Source organism: Rubrivivax gelatinosus (assembly GCF_004340905.1).
Classification (GTDB): Bacteria; Pseudomonadota; Gammaproteobacteria; order Burkholderiales; family Burkholderiaceae_C; genus Rubrivivax; species Rubrivivax gelatinosus.
On the sequence record NZ_SLXD01000005.1, the window covers coordinates 264,316 to 279,233 of the forward strand.

The 14,918-nt window shown below is 69.6% G+C and carries 17 protein-coding genes and 1 tRNA gene; 8 read left to right on the plus strand and 10 right to left on the minus strand.

Annotation, left to right across the window (positions count from 1 at the left end; genetic code table 11):
- Positions 1-70: 70 nt before the first annotated feature.
- The 6 genes from EV684_RS10085 to EV684_RS10110 all read left to right on the plus strand — a co-directional run bounded on the left by EV684_RS10085 (position 71) and on the right by EV684_RS10110 (position 3,758).
- Positions 71-997, plus strand: a complete 927-nt coding sequence (locus EV684_RS10085) for a terminase small subunit (protein WP_132646762.1) — start codon at positions 71-73, stop codon at positions 995-997.
- 460 nt (positions 998-1,457) lie between these two features.
- On the plus strand, positions 1,458-2,102 hold the full coding sequence (locus EV684_RS10090) for a hypothetical protein (protein ID WP_132646764.1): 645 nt from the start codon (positions 1,458-1,460) through the stop codon (positions 2,100-2,102).
- Positions 2,103-2,122: 20 nt separating this feature from the next.
- A complete protein-coding gene (locus EV684_RS10095; protein ID WP_132646766.1) occupies positions 2,123-2,518 on the plus strand; it encodes a hypothetical protein in 396 nt (131 codons plus the stop codon).
- 5 nt (positions 2,519-2,523) lie between these two features.
- On the plus strand, positions 2,524-2,766 hold the full coding sequence (locus tag EV684_RS10100) for a helix-turn-helix transcriptional regulator (protein ID WP_132646768.1): 243 nt from the start codon (positions 2,524-2,526) through the stop codon (positions 2,764-2,766).
- A 2-nt stretch (positions 2,767-2,768) separates the two neighbouring features.
- Positions 2,769-3,044, plus strand: coding sequence for a hypothetical protein (locus EV684_RS10105; protein ID WP_132646770.1), 276 nt, complete (start codon positions 2,769-2,771; stop codon positions 3,042-3,044).
- 255 nt (positions 3,045-3,299) lie between these two features.
- Positions 3,300-3,758, plus strand: a complete 459-nt coding sequence (locus tag EV684_RS10110) for a hypothetical protein (RefSeq protein ID WP_132646772.1) — start codon at positions 3,300-3,302, stop codon at positions 3,756-3,758.
- 161 nt (positions 3,759-3,919) lie between these two features.
- On the opposite strand, the gene EV684_RS10115 is transcribed toward EV684_RS10110, so the two are convergent.
- Together EV684_RS10115 and EV684_RS24175 are read right to left on the minus strand one after the other, a co-directional pair.
- Complete coding sequence (locus EV684_RS10115) at positions 3,920-6,079, minus strand: VgrG-related protein (RefSeq protein WP_132646774.1); 2,160 nt, start codon at positions 6,077-6,079, stop codon at positions 3,920-3,922.
- Positions 6,080-6,439: 360 nt separating this feature from the next.
- Positions 6,440-6,895 carry a DUF4224 domain-containing protein gene (locus tag EV684_RS24175; RefSeq protein ID WP_207184542.1) on the minus strand — a complete coding sequence of 152 codons (456 nt, stop codon included), beginning with the start codon at positions 6,893-6,895 and terminating at the stop codon, positions 6,440-6,442.
- Positions 6,896-7,312: 417 nt separating this feature from the next.
- Between EV684_RS24175 and EV684_RS10125 the strand changes: the two genes are divergently transcribed.
- Both EV684_RS10125 and EV684_RS24180 read left to right on the plus strand, forming a co-directional pair.
- A complete protein-coding gene (locus tag EV684_RS10125; protein WP_132646776.1) occupies positions 7,313-7,876 on the plus strand; it encodes a hypothetical protein in 564 nt (187 codons plus the stop codon).
- Between the two features lie 73 nt (positions 7,877-7,949).
- Complete coding sequence (locus EV684_RS24180) at positions 7,950-8,660, plus strand: Rha family transcriptional regulator (protein WP_200222397.1); 711 nt, start codon at positions 7,950-7,952, stop codon at positions 8,658-8,660.
- Here the strand turns inward: EV684_RS24180 and EV684_RS10135 are convergent.
- The 8 genes from EV684_RS10135 to EV684_RS10170 form a co-directional block, all read right to left on the minus strand.
- Entirely contained in the window at positions 8,611-8,883 is a 273-nt protein-coding gene (locus EV684_RS10135; RefSeq protein ID WP_310733555.1) for an excisionase, read from the minus strand. The genes EV684_RS24180 and EV684_RS10135 overlap by 50 nt on opposite strands.
- Before the next feature lie 359 nt (positions 8,884-9,242).
- On the minus strand, positions 9,243-9,713 hold the full coding sequence (locus tag EV684_RS10140) for a thermonuclease family protein (RefSeq protein ID WP_132646778.1): 471 nt from the start codon (positions 9,711-9,713) through the stop codon (positions 9,243-9,245).
- Between the two features lie 45 nt (positions 9,714-9,758).
- On the minus strand, positions 9,759-9,995 hold the full coding sequence (locus EV684_RS10145) for a hypothetical protein (protein ID WP_132646780.1): 237 nt from the start codon (positions 9,993-9,995) through the stop codon (positions 9,759-9,761).
- A gap of 306 nt (positions 9,996-10,301) precedes the next feature.
- On the minus strand, positions 10,302-10,958 hold the full coding sequence (locus tag EV684_RS10150; RefSeq protein WP_132646782.1) for an SOS response-associated peptidase: 657 nt from the start codon (positions 10,956-10,958) through the stop codon (positions 10,302-10,304).
- A 190-nt stretch (positions 10,959-11,148) separates the two neighbouring features.
- Positions 11,149-11,241, minus strand: a tRNA-Ser gene (locus EV684_RS10155).
- A gap of 40 nt (positions 11,242-11,281) precedes the next feature.
- Complete coding sequence (locus EV684_RS10160) at positions 11,282-12,556, minus strand: aspartate kinase (RefSeq protein ID WP_132646784.1); 1,275 nt, start codon at positions 12,554-12,556, stop codon at positions 11,282-11,284.
- Between the two features lie 75 nt (positions 12,557-12,631).
- Positions 12,632-13,915 (minus strand): tRNA lysidine(34) synthetase TilS, encoded by a 1,284-nt coding sequence (tilS, locus tag EV684_RS10165; protein WP_132646786.1) that lies wholly within the window; start codon positions 13,913-13,915, stop codon positions 12,632-12,634.
- Positions 13,916-13,917: 2 nt separating this feature from the next.
- Positions 13,918-14,889 (minus strand): acetyl-CoA carboxylase carboxyltransferase subunit alpha, encoded by a 972-nt coding sequence (locus EV684_RS10170; RefSeq protein WP_132646788.1) that lies wholly within the window; start codon positions 14,887-14,889, stop codon positions 13,918-13,920.
- Positions 14,890-14,918 lie beyond the last annotated feature (29 nt).

Sequence of the window (14,918 nt, forward strand, 5' to 3'; positions counted from 1 at the left end):
GGCGGCTGGCGCGCGCAGGCAATGCTCCTGCACAACACGACACGAACGCGGCGCCAGCCGCAAGAGGCGAATGAAGAACACCGCGCGCAAGGCAGCCACGGGAGTGGCGTTGCCGGAACGAGAACCCCCAGGCAGTCAGCCAGCGCCCCCCGCTGGCGAACGCGCCGGCGTGCCCACCGAAGAGCTTCTGCGGCCCCGTGAAGAGGCGTTCGCAACGCTCCTCGCCAAGGGCAGGAACCAGACCGAGGCCTACCTCGAGGCGTTCCCCCGCTCGCGCACCTGGCAGCGCAAGACGGTCTGGTCGCGTGCTCACCGGTTGGCCAGCGAGGCCCACGTTCGCGAGCGCGTGCTCCACCTCATGGCCGTCGCGGCGAAAGCCAACGAGGTGGACGTCGCCCTGGTCCTGAGGGAGTACCTGGCCCGGCTGCGCGCCGATCCTCGTGAGCTGACCGAGGTCCGGGTATCGGCGTGCCGGTACTGCTGGGGTGCTGGCCACCGCCGGCAGTTCACCGACGGCGAACTCGAGGACGCCAGGGCCCGGCATGCTGAGCTGCGCACGGCGTGCATCGCCGCCAGCAAGGACGCCCCGGGCCCGTTCGACGAGCGCGGTGGTGGCGGCTACTCGCGATCGCTGACACCGAACGCCGACTGCCCGAGTTGCGGCGGAGACGGCGAAGCGCGCGTGCGGCTCCGCGACTCCAGCACCTACAGCGTCGGCGCGCTGGCGCTCTTCGATGGCGTGAAGGAGACGAAGGACGGCATCGAGGTGAAGCTCGCCGACCGTGACCATGCGCTGATGCAGGTGGCCCGGCATGTCGGCTTCTTCGAAGCCGACAACTCACGGGACGTGCACCTTGCCGTTGACCTCGCGGAACTGGACGCGATCTACGACGACGCGATGCGTCGGTCGCGAGAGGCGGGTGAGCGCGCCCGCGCGCGCGGCCAGACGATCGCGGCAGAGGCAGCAGGGGGCAGGGAACCGGCTGGCGACCTCTGAGCGCGCCCGACAGGGCGACGTCCGAGCTCCGCCGGAGCGCAGAACGTCGCCAACGAGGCGCGGCCAGGTCGCCGCGCTGCCCGACTTCAGCAACCCGGTCGCCGCGGCGCGCGCGTCGCTCCCGTGCACCAGACCGCGGTTGATCAGCATGCACGCAGCAGGCGGCCCGGAAAGGAAAACAGCCCCGAGAGGGGCTGCTTCCTGTGACGACTTCCAACGGCGAGGGTTCGGAACCTTCTCGCTTCGCGCGTCACCAGCGTGGCTTAGATCATCGGGCCAACCGGCGAGCCGTGTCAAGAACGCAGGTGCGGCCGCGGCTTCACCTGTGCATGCGCTCCGCAGGGTGGGTCCGACATGAGATGCAGCGGTCGGTAAGACCGTCTCCGCCGGTTCTGGAGAGCGCCCAGCATGGCTAGTGCAGTCACACGGAGTCCCGTGCTGCCGACTCAAAGGACCGATCATGAACCTGAACCTCGGGCCCCTTGGCCCACTCCCCGCGCAAGCGCCCGCGCTGCTCCTCGGACAGAGCGCCGATATCCGCCAGTTGGCTTGCAGTGCGATCAGCCGTCTCCGCACGTTGGTGTCGCGACTGGAGCCGAACGACCTGCTGCTGCGCGCAGCGCTGATGGACGACGGCGAGAGCTGGCTGCGCCGCCTGGTCACCGACGCGGAGGCGCTGCGCCACGAACTGGTGAGCGAACGGCGTGCCTTGGATGAGCTGCGCCGCGAGGACGCGACGCGTCGCAATGCGCTGGACCTTGCCGCCACCGAACTCATGTTCGCGGCCGAAGTAGAGCTCGCCGCGCTGAAGAAGACGGTGCTGGACGTGATCGACGCCGGCGAGAAGTACATGCGCGAGGTCCTTCGGGAGGCCGGCGTTCCGAGCGAGGAGATCGACCGCATCGTGGCCGAGAAGAGCGCCGCCCAGCGCGCGCAAACCGAAGAGCGCATCGAGGAGGCCTCGCGAGTGTCCAGCGTCCTCCAAGCTTTCCTTCGTGATCCGCTGCGGCGGGTGGAGCAACTCGACGAGAGCATGCGAACCGCGGTCGAGGAGCGTCACCGCCTCCGCTACGAGCAGGGCAAGGCCAGCGGCCACATCGCGTAACCGGCTGAAAGCACGATCACATGACGACGTCACCCAGGCGCGTTGCCACTACTGCGACCGATGGCCAGATCGACAAGGAGCTCTACGAGCGCGCCGCCTACTCTCTGATCTGGAAGTTCGACGCGATCGAGGAACAGGCTGCCAAGGGTAGGCCCGCCCCCCGCCCACAGCCCTTCACAGACCCTGTCGTCTATCGCGCCTATGCCGACAAGCTTGGCCAGCACGCGAACAACGTGGCCGGGGCAGCGCGATGCATCCAAGCACTCAACGGGTTCCTCTGTGATGCGCACATGCGGCTCGACCGCCTGGATCCATCGTTGCGAGCGGAGCTCGAGCAGAGGGCACGCGAACTCGGATCAGCGCCGTGGGGAGGCATCCCCCTCTCGGCGTTTCCGGACCCGGAAGACGTGGAGTAGCCGCGATGCACAAGCACGCCGCCATCGGCACGGGCGCGCCCCTGATCGCCTCGACGGGGCACCTTCTGACGTGGACTGAGGCCGCGGCTGTCATCGGGCTGTCCAGCCGGACGCTGCGCCGCCTGAATGCTGCCGGGAGGTTCCCGGAGCCGGTGGTGATCACCGGGCTCCGCGGTCGGCGGTTCCGCCGCGAAGACATCGCGCGGTGGCTTGATTCGGCCGGCGAGCAGCCCGCGCAAGGCGCATAGGCATGCCCACCGACCGCGCCCCTGCGTTGTCGCGCGACCAGCTCGCCGCTTCCTTGGCCGAGCTGCGTCGTCGCTCGCCGCGCATCCCCGTCGACCTCGACGCGGCGATGTCGACGGCGGTGTGGCGCACGCTCATCCGTGGGCACGCCACAGCACGCATGCTCGAGGCAACACGCGCCCGTCGGCGACCGCCGCTGTTGGATGGCCAGGTGAAGCTCAGGCCCATGCCGGACTTCGACTGCCGGCGTGCTGCAGCCGGCGATCTCCGCGACCTGTAGGCGGGGTGCTGGACCGCGCCCTGCGGCGCCAGGTGACCGCTCCCGACGGATCCGGCCTTGCGCCCCCGACTTGGCCGCTTGAGACGCCCTGACTCGCTCCTTGTGGGGATGCCGCCCCGCATTCGCGCGGGCCCGGTTCGCAATGAACCGGGTAAGGATCAGGCGAGGATCAGGCGAGGAATCTGGCATCTCGTGAGCCGTCGGCGGAGGCTCACGCGGGGCCGCAACTTCTGCCGATAAGGGAGCGATGGCGAGATGTCGATGACGTTGGTCTGGGAAGGCGGACCGGAGGCGCAGGCGGCATTCGACCGCAGGCCCGACCCCGAACTCTGGGTCGAGGCCCGTGACTTCGATCGGGAGCGCCGGCGCGCCGTGTTCCTCGCCGACCTCGTAGGCGGCCTGCTGCCTTCCGTGGCGGGCGACGCGTTCGATGCGTGCGTGGCGGCTGTTGGCCGCGAACTGAAGGAGCAGCCGGGCTCCGGACTGGAGCCTGATGCCGCGACGGCGTGGGTCGAGGCGGCCATGATCGTTCAGGCCGGCGGCCACCTGCTGTTCGAGACCCTGGTCTGTGAGCTCCAGATGGCGGCCCGCCGCGCGTTCGCAGCGCTCGATCGACGACAGCGCTTGATGCTTGGATGTCTCGTCAGCCAGACGAGTGGAACGAGCACGCCGAGCTCTGGGACCTCGACAGCCTGCACAGCTTCGACCCGCTGAACGGGAACACGGAAGCGATAGAGAACGAGGTAGCGCGTCAGGTCATCCGCGACCTGGCCTCAGTGCGGATTGAGACGACGGAGGAACGAGTCGGCGTCGACGACCCGGCGTGAAGGCGACCGCAACGTCGGATGTCGCCGTGGATTCGAGTCGGCTGACCGTCAGCGATAGTAGGTCGTCGGTGCCCCGATGCCGCCGCAACAGATGTGAGCGATCGACCTGTCGCGCACGTCCTGTGTCAGCGGGGCCTGGGCGACGACCGTGGTCGGAGCCGACGCCGAGCTGCTGACACGCTCCGGGATCGGTTCTGCCGCTGGTGCAGGCGGAACCGCCGCCACGGCAGGCACACGCGGCACGGTGGCGGCCATGGCTCCGGTGACCGCCACGGGAGATGCAACTCGCGGCGCTACGGCCGCCGTCGGCGCCCCTGCGGCACCGGCGACCGCTGCGGCCTGACGCAGCAGCATCTTCTCCGACGTCGCCCGCTGGAGCTGGCTGGCCCGCACTGCCGGGCTGCTGCTGCGGAAGTAGGCGTCGTTGAACTGGATCTTGCGGTCCTGGATCGCGTCGGTGATCTGCGCGTCGGTCATGCCTGCGAGATCGCGCCCCTTCAGCGAGGCGGCGATGATCTTCGAGGCATCGCCTCCGAACTGCGTCGCGGTCGAGAACACCGCTTCCCGAACCGATGCACCACGGCCGGACAGGTCGAAGCCCGCGGCCTTCAGCTTCGCCATCTCCGGCTCGTAGTGCGTGGCGATCATGAACCGCCGTTGTGCGTCGCCGAAGCCCTGTTCATCGCGCTCAACGACCTGACGGTACTTGGCGTTGAAGTCGGGCGTTCCCGGCGTCAGCCCGGCGAACTGCGCGCCGTACTGCGGGGCCCACCGCAGGAACTCGGCCATCGTCCCTGTGTTCGTCGCGAGCTGGTGCTTGCCGTAGCTGATACCGCCGCGGTCGCCTCTGCCGTTCGAGATCGTGCCGACACCCCGGTTGCCTGACTCGAAGCGCTCGCTGACCCAGCCGAGCTGGCCAGCCTTCTCGCCGGCCTTGCTGCCGAGGTAGGCCCCGAGGACACCGCCGACCACGGTGCCAGGGCCTGGCGCGATCATCGTGCCGAACGCAGCGCCGGCGGAAGCGCCTCCGACGGCCCCCGTGAAGCCGCCCACGTTCTCGGCCCGCTTTCGTGCACGCTCGTCGTCGGTCAAGCCGGCGTCGTTCGCGATTCTGCGGTCTTCCGCCAGGGCCAGCGCAGCCGTGGCGATCGTGCCGATCAGCGGCAGCTTCCCGAGTAACCCGCGCAGACCGCCGGGCTTCGGCGTCGCAGCCTTCGCTGGGTCTGCGTCCCCGGCACTGGCCAGCGCAGGGCCGATGAGCGGCAGCTTCGCCAGTGCGGCACGCAGGCCCGCCACCACGGCCACGACCTTCCCCGCCACGCTGGCGATGCTGGCCACTGCCGGTGCCAGGCTGACCAGCATGCCCAGGAGCCCGCCGCCGCCCTCGCCGCGCGCAGCTCCGGCCGCATCCTTGACGTCCTTCAGCCCTCGGTGCGTCGCACGCGCCGCCGCAGCGTCATCGCGGCGCGCGCCGCGGATCTCGCGCCAGAGCTTGCGCAGCCAGGGCACGCTGGGGTCGTCACGCTCGCGGCGCCGGCCGGAGAAGTAGCTCGCGGCGCGGCCCAGCGGAGCGACGACATCGCGCACCTCGGCCGCGGCGCCGATGATGGGGTCGATTCGTTCGGCGCCGGTGACGGCGGCGCTGGCGCCGGAGGTGATGCCGGTTGCAAGCCGGCCGGCAGTCGCCACGACGCCGGAACCATCGGACTTTTCGGCGCCGCTGCCGAACCGCCCACGGGCGTCGCGCGCCCGGTCGCGCCGCGCGTCGGCCTTGGCGTCCTTGCGCGCCGCCTCCGCGGTGCGTGCCATCTGATCTGCGGACCGCGCTACTGCAGCGGCCGAGCGCGAGTCGGCACCGCTGGAGGTGTCAGCACCTCGGCGCGGTGCGAATCGACCATCTTCACCACGAGTGAGGTTTCGGGAGTTCCACGTTCGTTCGGAGCGCGGAACAGGCGTGGCGATCTTGCGGGGCACCGTGGGGGAGTCAGCCGACGGGGCACGCGAAGCGCGGTCAGCCGAGCGCGGAGCTGGGGTGACCACCGGACGGTTGGAGGCGCCCTGGCGATCGGGGCGGCGCTGCAGGACGTCGAGGATCTTTCCGGTGGTGTCCCGGATGTCACCGAGCAGCTCGCTGTCTTCCTCGGCGGTGGTGTCGATTTGGGTGCCAACGAGCAGGCCGGAGGCGTCCGACTTGATGCGGTCGTTCATGTGAGGTCCTTCTTGTACGAGGGGCGGCGCCGCGGTCTGCATCGGGGCGGGCGCGGTGCGCGCGTCGCATGTTCTGACCGGTCTCCTCACCAGGTCGGGCCCCTTTCCGGCGCCCGCGCACATGGTCAACCAACGGCGGCCTCCCGGGTCGGCGGCCCGCTTCGTCTACGCGCGCTCGATGGATCCTGGGGTGGTGCCGACGCTCGAGCCGACCCCAAGCCTCCCGGCGAGAACGGGCGGTCAACGCCGGAGCCTCGCCGGACCTCAAGGGACGGTTGACCGACTCGCGCGCTCGTTCCGCCGGCACTTCGACTGACCGTTGGGCGGCGGCCAGGCGTCTGGACTGCCCAGGGCCGTGGGTCAGGGGCTGGGCGTACGTGGCCCGCCGCCTTGCGCCTTCTGGGACGCCTTGCGGGCACGCTGCTCCGCCTTGCGGGCACTCTCTGCGGCTCGCTCTTCAGCCTTTCGAGCGCGCTCGGCAGCACGTTGCTCCAGTCGCAGGCTCCGCCGTTCCGCCCAGCGCTGGAACGCAAGCGCACCCGCGACTTCGGCTTCGTGCGCCTCTCGTTGCCTCGCCTCCTCGGCAGAGTTCGGACTGCCTAAGTGCCCTCGGCAGACCGCCTCGTAGTGGGCTCGCTCGAGGATGATGGCGCCAGTCGGAAGGCGTCGCGCCCTCCAGAACCCGTGCTTGTGCAACTCCTTGAGCTGCTTCGCCGGCTGACGGAAGCCGGTCAAGGCGGCGATCTCCTCGGTCGACAGGATCACGCTCGGGAACACGGCATCGCGGCAGGGGGAGCCCTGGCCTGCTTCGTTCATCGCTTCCTCCGTGAGCACGCCTGAAGAACGCGGAGCGCGCCTCGGCGCATGGTTCCCCGGCAGTCTACGCATTGGCCCAGCGTTCGCGGCGTCGCGTTGACAGCTCCGGCCATCCTCTGGCACAGTTTCATCGCCTCGAAAGAGGTGGGGCGTCGAAACCCCAAGGAAAAGCGGAGGCCGCACCCGTCAGTCACGCGGCTTTTTTGCGTCCGTGCCATTCATTTTTGGATGGCCGAGAGGGCGGTTGTCACGGGGCAACCTGTGGCGGGGGAGCGAACCTCCTCGAAATACAAAACCCAGCGATGGGGAATACGCCCGCCTGGCTTTTCCCAGGTTTCGAACCTCTCGGCCATCTTGCCTGGCGCGTGTCGAAACGCTCCGGCAAGACGTTCTCAACGTCTCGAAAAGGAGCGTTCCATGCTCGACCGTCACACCCAGGCGCGCGCCGCCGCAGTTCCCCCCACCGAACAGCCCGCCGAGCGCGAGCAGAAGGTGATCATCGAACCCTGCTGGTGCTGGGAGATCACCGGCAGCCGTGCGCAACTCGAAGCCGATGGGATCAAGGTCCCTGCGGATGCTATTTGGCCTGAAGGAACCGGGGCGTACCGTTGGCGGTCCGGTCGTTGCAAGTTCGAGCTCAGCCGCGCGCTGCCCAACGGTCTGAAGGGCCCCCGCCGGAACCACCCCGACCTCGACTGGTGGTGCGTGTCGTGCCGCGACGCCGCTTTGCCCGGTCCCGCGGGCCGCGCCATCCTCTTGAAGCAGCGCGAAATCGAAGCAGAGATGCGCCGCCAGTCGCCCAATGGACAGCGCGAAGCCGCCACCTTCTGGTACGGCCTCTCGAAGGCGAGCCAGGACGGCGCATTCCAAGCGTTCAAGAGCCGTCTGCTGCAGCGGAAGCGTGGTCGTGAGCCCAAGACCGACGCCAGCTCCACCACCAACCCGCACCGGCCCGGCACCGAAGGCGCCCACCATGCGTGAAGCCCAGATCTAGGTCATCAACGACCGCCAGCGCGCTGCGCTGCAGTCCCGCCTCCTTCGCGGCCATGCCGCGATGCCCGAAGGCCAGCGCGGGAAGTTCCTCGAACGCGCCAAGGCCGACCTGGCGCGGCGTTTCGGCGTGAACTACGTCGAGTCGATCCCGGCCACTCGCTTCGCCGGCGCGCTAGAGGCCGCCGAGCAGATCGTCGACGCGGCCATCGCCGAGCTGCGCGTGCCGGCGGCGCCGCATCGACGGCCGCACCGCCAGCTCCCGCTGGTGGACACCACCGTGCCGGTACCCGCCGCGGCGCGGGCGAAGAATGTCGCGAACGACGCGCTGCCCGGCGCAGGTAAGTTGGCGCTCTCCAGTGGCGCCGGTGTACCGCTGACCATGTCGAGCCGTGAGATCGCGCAGCTGACGGGAAAGCGCCACGACAACGTGATGGCCGACATCCGCAAGATGCTGGTCGAGTTGCACGGCGAAGGGGGTCTCCTGAGTTTTCAGGACACCCACGCCAACGAGCAGAACGGCCAGAACTACCCCATCTTCCGGCTGCCGAAGCGCGAGACGCTGATCCTCATCGCGGGGTACAGCATCCCGCTTCGCGCGAGGATCATCGACCGCTGGCAGGAGCTGGAGGAGCAGGCCGCCGGCGTGCGCCAGGTCGCCGCACTGCCCGACTTCAGCAACCCGGCCGCCGCGGCGCGCGCGTGGGCGGAGCAGTTCGCCAGCTTCAGCGCCTCTTCTCGGTCTCAACCCACCGAGCGTAGCCGGCGATGCTGATGAGTACCGAGCCGTCGGGCGCCTTCCGGTACTCCTTCCCGACGCGCCAAACACCTTCGGCGATCTTCCGGCGGATCGCCTTCTCGGTGTAGCCAGTGATCCGCGACGCCAGGGGGATCCGGACGTAGGGCGCAGGCGCGACGATCTGGGCCACGCCCGGGTCATTCACGGTCTGGCCCTTCCGCGGGACGGGGAGGGAGTGCGGGGCCTCGGATGTGTCCATGCTCTCGTTCGCCTGTTTGCGCGGATGATGCCCGGGTCGCCGATGATGGGGCAACCTGCCGCCGTGCCGGGCTGCGATATGCCGACTCGTTGCTTGAGGTGTCTCGCCATGAGCCACCGCCGCGCGATGCTGCTGCCATGCACTTCAGAATGCCGGCCCTCCGGGCCCAGCCCTGCTGGCACTGCCAGCACTTTGGCGAGATGCGCGCTGCCGGCGCCTCTGCCCGCTGCATCCGCCGCAGCGCCGTGCACATCCAGTCGATGCCTGCCCATGGCTGCGCCTATTGGGAGCGCGAGGCGGGTAGCGACGATGAGCCCGGGCCGCCAGAGACGCGGGACGGTTCCAAGCCCCCGCCGCCTCTACGGCCGCTCGCGGCCGGCGCGGCGATCCGCACGCCACTGCCAGGGGGTGACCGGCTCGGCGTCCGCCCAGAGGCCGACACGAGCCCGGCGCGCCGCGGCCTGGAGGTCGTACAGCGTCAAGTCGCGGGCGTAGCGGTCGAACACCCAGGCCATGCCGGCGCGCACCTGGTCGGCGTTCGCGTCGACGCCGGAGCAGGTCACGCGCGCCACGGTGCGGCCGTAGCGGTCGAGGCCGGCTGATCCAGGCAGCGGGGCCACCTCCGCGCGCTGGCGGAAGCAGATCTGCGCCAGGCGCTGGCGCGATCGTTCGCCGAAGGGCTGGGCCTTCTCGGGCGCGTCGATCTCGGCCAGGCGCACGCGGATCGTCTGCTCGAGCTGGCCTGCAGCCGCGTCGCAGCGCGCGGTGAGCGTGTCGCCATCGGTGGTGCCGACGATCAGGCAGGAGAGGACAGCAGCGGCGATTGGCATGGAGCCTTCAGCGCGCGCAGGGCGCCGCTGGAGCGACCGAGAGGCTCAGTTGTGCACGCTGACGGTGGTCACGTTGCCGTCGTCGTCCATCGGGTGCTTGAAGCTGCTCAGGAGGACGGCGGAGCCGAAGAGGCGGTTGTACTCGTCGACGAAGAACTGGCGCTGATCCCACGCCTCGAAGCACCCCCGGTGCATCGCCGCGTCGGAGTACTTCCAGAGGGGATGGTCTTCCGAGGCGATGAAGTGCGTCGTGGCCACGATGGCCTGATCTTCTTCGATCACCCGCTCACAGAGGGGGCACCTGGACACACCTGGGAGCACGATAGCCATCGGTTCGCTGTCTTCGAGAGGACGACCCCAGATTCTGCGGCGGCCGGCGCGGGCCCGGCGTAAGGCAGCAGCGCGAAGGTCCACCGACCGCCGGACGGCCTGGCGGCGGCCGCGCGTCGCGCACCCCGCGTGATGGGGCCCCCCGCAAGCGTGATGCTCAGGGATCGCTGCGGCTTCAGGATCGCCCGGCGCCGGGACAGTGGGTGCCATTGGCACCTGGACGCGCGCCATTCGGCGAGGAGCAACCGTCCCGGCGCCCTACGCCGCAGGCCCGGCACCGAACACGTCCACGCTGGCCAGGCGGACCAGGGACGCGGCCTCGGCCGCCGTGCCGAACAGCCAGGCGTCGACGTCCTCGCGCTCGATCGGCACGACGGAGCGCTTGTCCTGCTCGTCCGGCGGCAGCTTCGGGTCGGGCTTGTGCATCCTGCTCATCAGCGGGCACGCGTCGGCGTTGAGCGTCAGCATCGTGTAGCTCTCGACCACCTCGCCTGTGGTGCGATCGGCCCAGGTGTTCCAGAGCCCAGCCAAGCCCCAGAGCCCGCCGTCCGCGCGCCGGAAGCGCCACCACACGTTGCGGCCGGTCTCCCAGCACGTTTCATCGAACGAGACCGCGGGGATGATGCAGCGCCGGCCCTTGGCCCAAGAGTCCTTGTAGGAGGCCTTCTGCCTGCCCTCCTCGAAGCGGGCGTTGTTGGTCGAGTAGGTCAGCCGAGCGGTCTTCGCGAACCAGGGCACGAGGCCCCACTGGCCGACGACCAGCTCACGCGCCGGCTCCGTGGACTCGCGGTCTACGCGAATGAACGGACCGAGCGCCCTCGGGAACACTTCGCCGCCCCGCCAGGGCTGCCGGCCACCGATGTGCCAGAACCGCTCGATGGCGGATTCATCGGGGGAGAGGTACCGATTGCACACGGCACGATCGTAAATCGGCCGACGGTCCCACGCTCGATGCAGCCGTCGCCTGACGAAGGTTCAAACGGCCTGTTGCGACGCTCCCGCGCACCCGCCGGGGGAGACACTTCCGGGGTTGGCTGGTCGGATGGCAGGTTTGCAGAGCAGGCAAGAAAAAACCCCAAGTAGATCAACTACTTGGGGTCACATCTGGCGGAGTCGGAGGGATTCGAACCCTCGATGCAGGTTTTGCCCACATACTCCCTTAGCAGGGGAGCACCTTCGGCCACTCGGTCACGACTCCAGCGAAGAGGCGGCATTGTAGCCGCACTTTTCAAGATTTTTTAAGCACCCTCTGCAGGCTGGTCGAGATCGAAGGCCTTGTGCAGCGCGCGCACCGCCAGCTCCATGTACTTCTCGGCGATCACGACGCTCGTCTTGATCTCGCTGGTGCTGATCATCATGATGTTGATGCCCTCTTCGGACAGGGCACGGAACATCGAGCTGGCGACGCCGACGTGGCTGCGCATGCCGATGCCGACGATCGACACCTTGCAGATCTTCGGGTCGCCGATCACCTGGGCGGCGCCGGTGGCCGGGGCGACCTGGTTCTTCAGCAGGTCCATCGCCCGCGGGTAGTCGCCGCGGTTGACGGTGAACGAGAAGTCGGTCTTCCCGTCGTGCGAGACGTTCTGGATGATGACGTCGATGTCGATGTTGGCATCGGCCACCGGACCGAGGATCTGGTAGGCGATGCCGGGCTTGTCGGGCACGCCCATCACGGTGATCTTGGCTTCGTCGCGCGTGAACGCGATGCCGGACACGACGGCTTGTTCCATCTTCTCGTCTTCCTCGAAAGTGATCAGCGTTCCCGAGCGGGCTTCTTCGGCGATGTCGATGTCCCAGGGCGTGAAGCTGGACAGCACGCGCAGCGGCACGCGGTACTTGCCGGCGAACTCGACCGAGCGGATCTGCAGCACCTTGGAGCCCAGGCTGGCCATCTCGAGCATCTCCTCGAAGCTGATGGTCGCCAGGCGGCGCGCCTCGGGCACGATGCGCGGGTCGGTGGTGTAGACGCCGTCGACGTCGGTGTAGATCAGGCACTCGTCGGCCTTCAGCGCCGCGGCCACGGCCACCGCCGAGGTGTCGCTGCCGCCGCGGCCCAGCGTCGTCACGTTGCCCAGGTCGTCGATGCCCTGGAAGCCGGTGATGATGACCACCTTGCCGGCGGCGAGGTCGGCGCGCACGCGCTCGTCCTCGATGCTGCTGATGCGCGCCTTGGTGTAGGCGGTGTCGGTGTGCACAGGCACCTGCCAGCCCGAGTAGCTGACCGCCGGCAGGCCCTCGGCCTGCAGCGCCAGCGCCAGCAGGCCGACCGAGACCTGTTCGCCGGTGGCGGCGATGGCGTCGAGCTCACGCAGCGCCTCGGGCGTCATCGTGGCCGGTTGCAGTTCCTTGGCCAGGCCCAGCAAACGGTTCGTCTCGCCGCTCATCGCGGACGGCACGACGATCATCTGGTGGCCGGCGCGGGCCCACTTGGCCACGCGCTTGGCGACGTTGCGGATGCGCTCGGTCGAGCCCATCGACGTGCCGCCGTATTTGTGAACGATCAGTCCCATGGATCGGTAACGAGCGAAAACGCGCGATTTTAGCCGGCCGTGCGGGTCAACCCTTGCAGCAAGATGACGGCGACCTCAGGCCGGCCGCCAGACCAGCGACAACTGGACCTCGCCGGCTACGGCCAGGCAGCGCGCGTCGATGCCCAGGCCGGGAACGAAGACGAGCTGCTCGCCGTTGAAGACCAGCGGGCCGGCCCGGTCCCAGGCGGCGACGCGGCGCGCCTGGAACTGCTTCTTCAGCGCGCGCGGCGTCGACCGCAGCTCGACCTGGAAGGACTCGCCGCCCAGGCGGGGCCGCAGCTCCGCGGCACGCAGCCAGGACGGCGAGACGCCGCCTTCGCCGACGGCCTGCACTTCGAGCGCCCCGCCCCAGGCCGGCAGCTCGACGACACCCGGGGACGACAGGTCCAGCGCCAGCGGCTCGGGCGCCAGCGTGGCCGCCTGCTGCGACGCGTAAGTCAGCCGTCCGTCGTGCAGCCGCAGTTCGCCGCCCGGCGCCGGCCAGCGGGCGTGGCCAACCGTCGGCAGTTCGTCGGCCAGCCGCCGCACCAGCGACTCGGGCACCGGCTGCGCAACGACGGTCTGCAGCCAGCGACGCAACACCGGCGGCTGCTGCGGCAGCGGGAGCTGCGACCAGCCGGCGACGTCGAGAACGCCGTCGTCGGCCAGCTCCGCGAGTCCGGCCTCGGCCAGCGATTGCAGCGCCGCCGCCGCTTCGGCGGCGCGGCGGGCCGACGCGGCGAGCTGCTGTTCGGCGTCCGGGAAGGCCGCCAGCAGCGCCGGCCAGACCTGGCGGCGCAGACGGTTGCGCGCGAAGGCCTCGTCGTCGTTGCTCTCGTCGTCGATCCAGCGCAGCCGGTGGCGGCGCAGATAGGCCTCGATCTGCTCGCGCGGACGGTCCAGCCAGGGCCGGGCCCAGACCAGGCCGTCGCGCTCGGCGCGGCGCGGCATCGCCGCCAGCGCCTCGGCGCCGCCGCCACGCAGCGCCTGCAGCAGCAGCGTCTCGGCCTGGTCGCGGCGGTGCTGGGCCAGCAGCACGAGATCGCAACCGGCGGACTTCGCCATCGCCGCGAGCGCGGCATAACGCTCCCGCCGCGCCCAGGCCTCGACGCTTTCGCCACGCGCCGGAGCGCTGTTCAGGCAGGTCGCATGGAAGTGCACCGGCAGGCCGGCACGCGCCCAGCGCGCGCACTGCGCACGAAGCTGGGTGAGCCAGCGGTCGGCCGAAGCCACGAGGCCGTGGTGCACGTGCAGCGCGTGCACCTCGAGGCCCAGGTCGCGCGCGGCGCGGGCCGTGGCGTGCAACAGCGCGGTGGAGTCGCGGCCGCCGCTGGCGGCCACCGCCACCGCGGCGGGCAAGTTCAGCGCTCCTTGGTGTCGCTGAAGCGGCCGTAGGATTGCAGGCGCTCGTAGCGGCGGTCCAGCAGCTCCTTGGGCTTCAGGTCGACGACCTGGCGCAGCGCGTCGTTGAGGCCGCGCTTGAGCTGCGCCGCCATCCACTTGGGATCGCGATGCGCGCCGCCGACCGGCTCGTTGACGATCTTGTCGACCAGGCCCAGCGCCTTCAGACGATGGGCCGTGATGCCCAGCGCCTCGGCGGCGTCGGAGGCGCGTTCGGCGGTCTTCCAGAGGATGGAGGCGCAGCCTTCGGGCGAGATCACCGAGTACACCGAGTACTGCAGCATCAGCACCTGGTCGCCGACGCTGATCGCCAGCGCGCCGCCGGAGCCGCCTTCGCCGATGATCGTCGTGATGATCGGCACTTCCAGGCGCGCCATCTCGAAGATGTTGCGGCCGATGGCCTCGGACTGGCCGCGTTCCTCGGCGCCGATGCCCGGGTAGGCGCCCGGCGTGTCGACGAAGGTGAAGACCGGCAGGCCGAACTTCTCGGCCAGCTGCATCAGGCGCAGCGCCTTGCGGTAGCCCTCGGGGCGCGACATGCCGAAGTTGCGCGCGGTGCGCTCCTTGGTGTCGCGGCCCTTCTGGTGGCCGATGACCATGCAGGCGTTGCCGTTGAAACGCGCCATGCCGCCGACGATCGACTGGTCGTCGGCGTAGTGGCGGTCACCGTGCAGTTCCTGGAAGTCGGTGAAGATCTCGGCGACGTAGTCCAGCGTGTAGGGCCGCTGCGGATGGCGCGCGATCTGCGTGACCTGCCACGGCGACAGGCTGGAGTAGATCTCCTTCGTCAGCTGCACGCTCTTGCCTGCCAGCCGGTCGATCTCTTCCGAGATGTCGACCGCCGACTCGTTCTGCACGAAGCGCAGCTCGTCGATCTTGGATTCCAGCTCGGCGATCGGCTGTTCGAACTCGAGGAAGTGGCGTTTGCTCATGCTTTGATCTCGCAGTCTGACGGACGACC

What these genes read in the sequence shown, in the direction of transcription:
- EV684_RS10085 (WP_132646762.1), top strand. Translation starts at nt 71, where the DNA reads ATGAAGAACACCGCGCGCAAGGCAGCCACGGGAGTGGCGTTGCCGGAA.
- EV684_RS10090 (WP_132646764.1), top strand. Translation starts at nt 1,458, where the DNA reads ATGAACCTGAACCTCGGGCCCCTTGGCCCACTCCCCGCGCAAGCGCCC.
- EV684_RS10095 (WP_132646766.1), top strand. Translation starts at nt 2,123, where the DNA reads ATGACGACGTCACCCAGGCGCGTTGCCACTACTGCGACCGATGGCCAG.
- EV684_RS10100 (WP_132646768.1), top strand. Translation starts at nt 2,524, where the DNA reads ATGCACAAGCACGCCGCCATCGGCACGGGCGCGCCCCTGATCGCCTCG.
- EV684_RS10105 (WP_132646770.1), top strand. Translation starts at nt 2,769, where the DNA reads ATGCCCACCGACCGCGCCCCTGCGTTGTCGCGCGACCAGCTCGCCGCT.
- EV684_RS10110 (WP_132646772.1), top strand. Translation starts at nt 3,300, where the DNA reads ATGTCGATGACGTTGGTCTGGGAAGGCGGACCGGAGGCGCAGGCGGCA.
- EV684_RS10115 (WP_132646774.1), bottom strand. Translation starts at nt 6,079, where the DNA reads ATGAACGACCGCATCAAGTCGGACGCCTCCGGCCTGCTCGTTGGCACC.
- EV684_RS24175 (WP_207184542.1), bottom strand. Translation starts at nt 6,895, where the DNA reads ATGAACGAAGCAGGCCAGGGCTCCCCCTGCCGCGATGCCGTGTTCCCG.
- EV684_RS10125 (WP_132646776.1), top strand. Translation starts at nt 7,313, where the DNA reads ATGCTCGACCGTCACACCCAGGCGCGCGCCGCCGCAGTTCCCCCCACC.
- EV684_RS24180 (WP_200222397.1), top strand. Translation starts at nt 7,950, where the DNA reads ATGCCCGAAGGCCAGCGCGGGAAGTTCCTCGAACGCGCCAAGGCCGAC.
- EV684_RS10135 (WP_310733555.1), bottom strand. Translation starts at nt 8,883, where the DNA reads ATGGACACATCCGAGGCCCCGCACTCCCTCCCCGTCCCGCGGAAGGGC.
- EV684_RS10140 (WP_132646778.1), bottom strand. Translation starts at nt 9,713, where the DNA reads ATGCCAATCGCCGCTGCTGTCCTCTCCTGCCTGATCGTCGGCACCACC.
- EV684_RS10160 (WP_132646784.1), bottom strand. Translation starts at nt 12,556, where the DNA reads ATGGGACTGATCGTTCACAAATACGGCGGCACGTCGATGGGCTCGACC.
- EV684_RS10170 (WP_132646788.1), bottom strand. Translation starts at nt 14,889, where the DNA reads ATGAGCAAACGCCACTTCCTCGAGTTCGAACAGCCGATCGCCGAGCTG.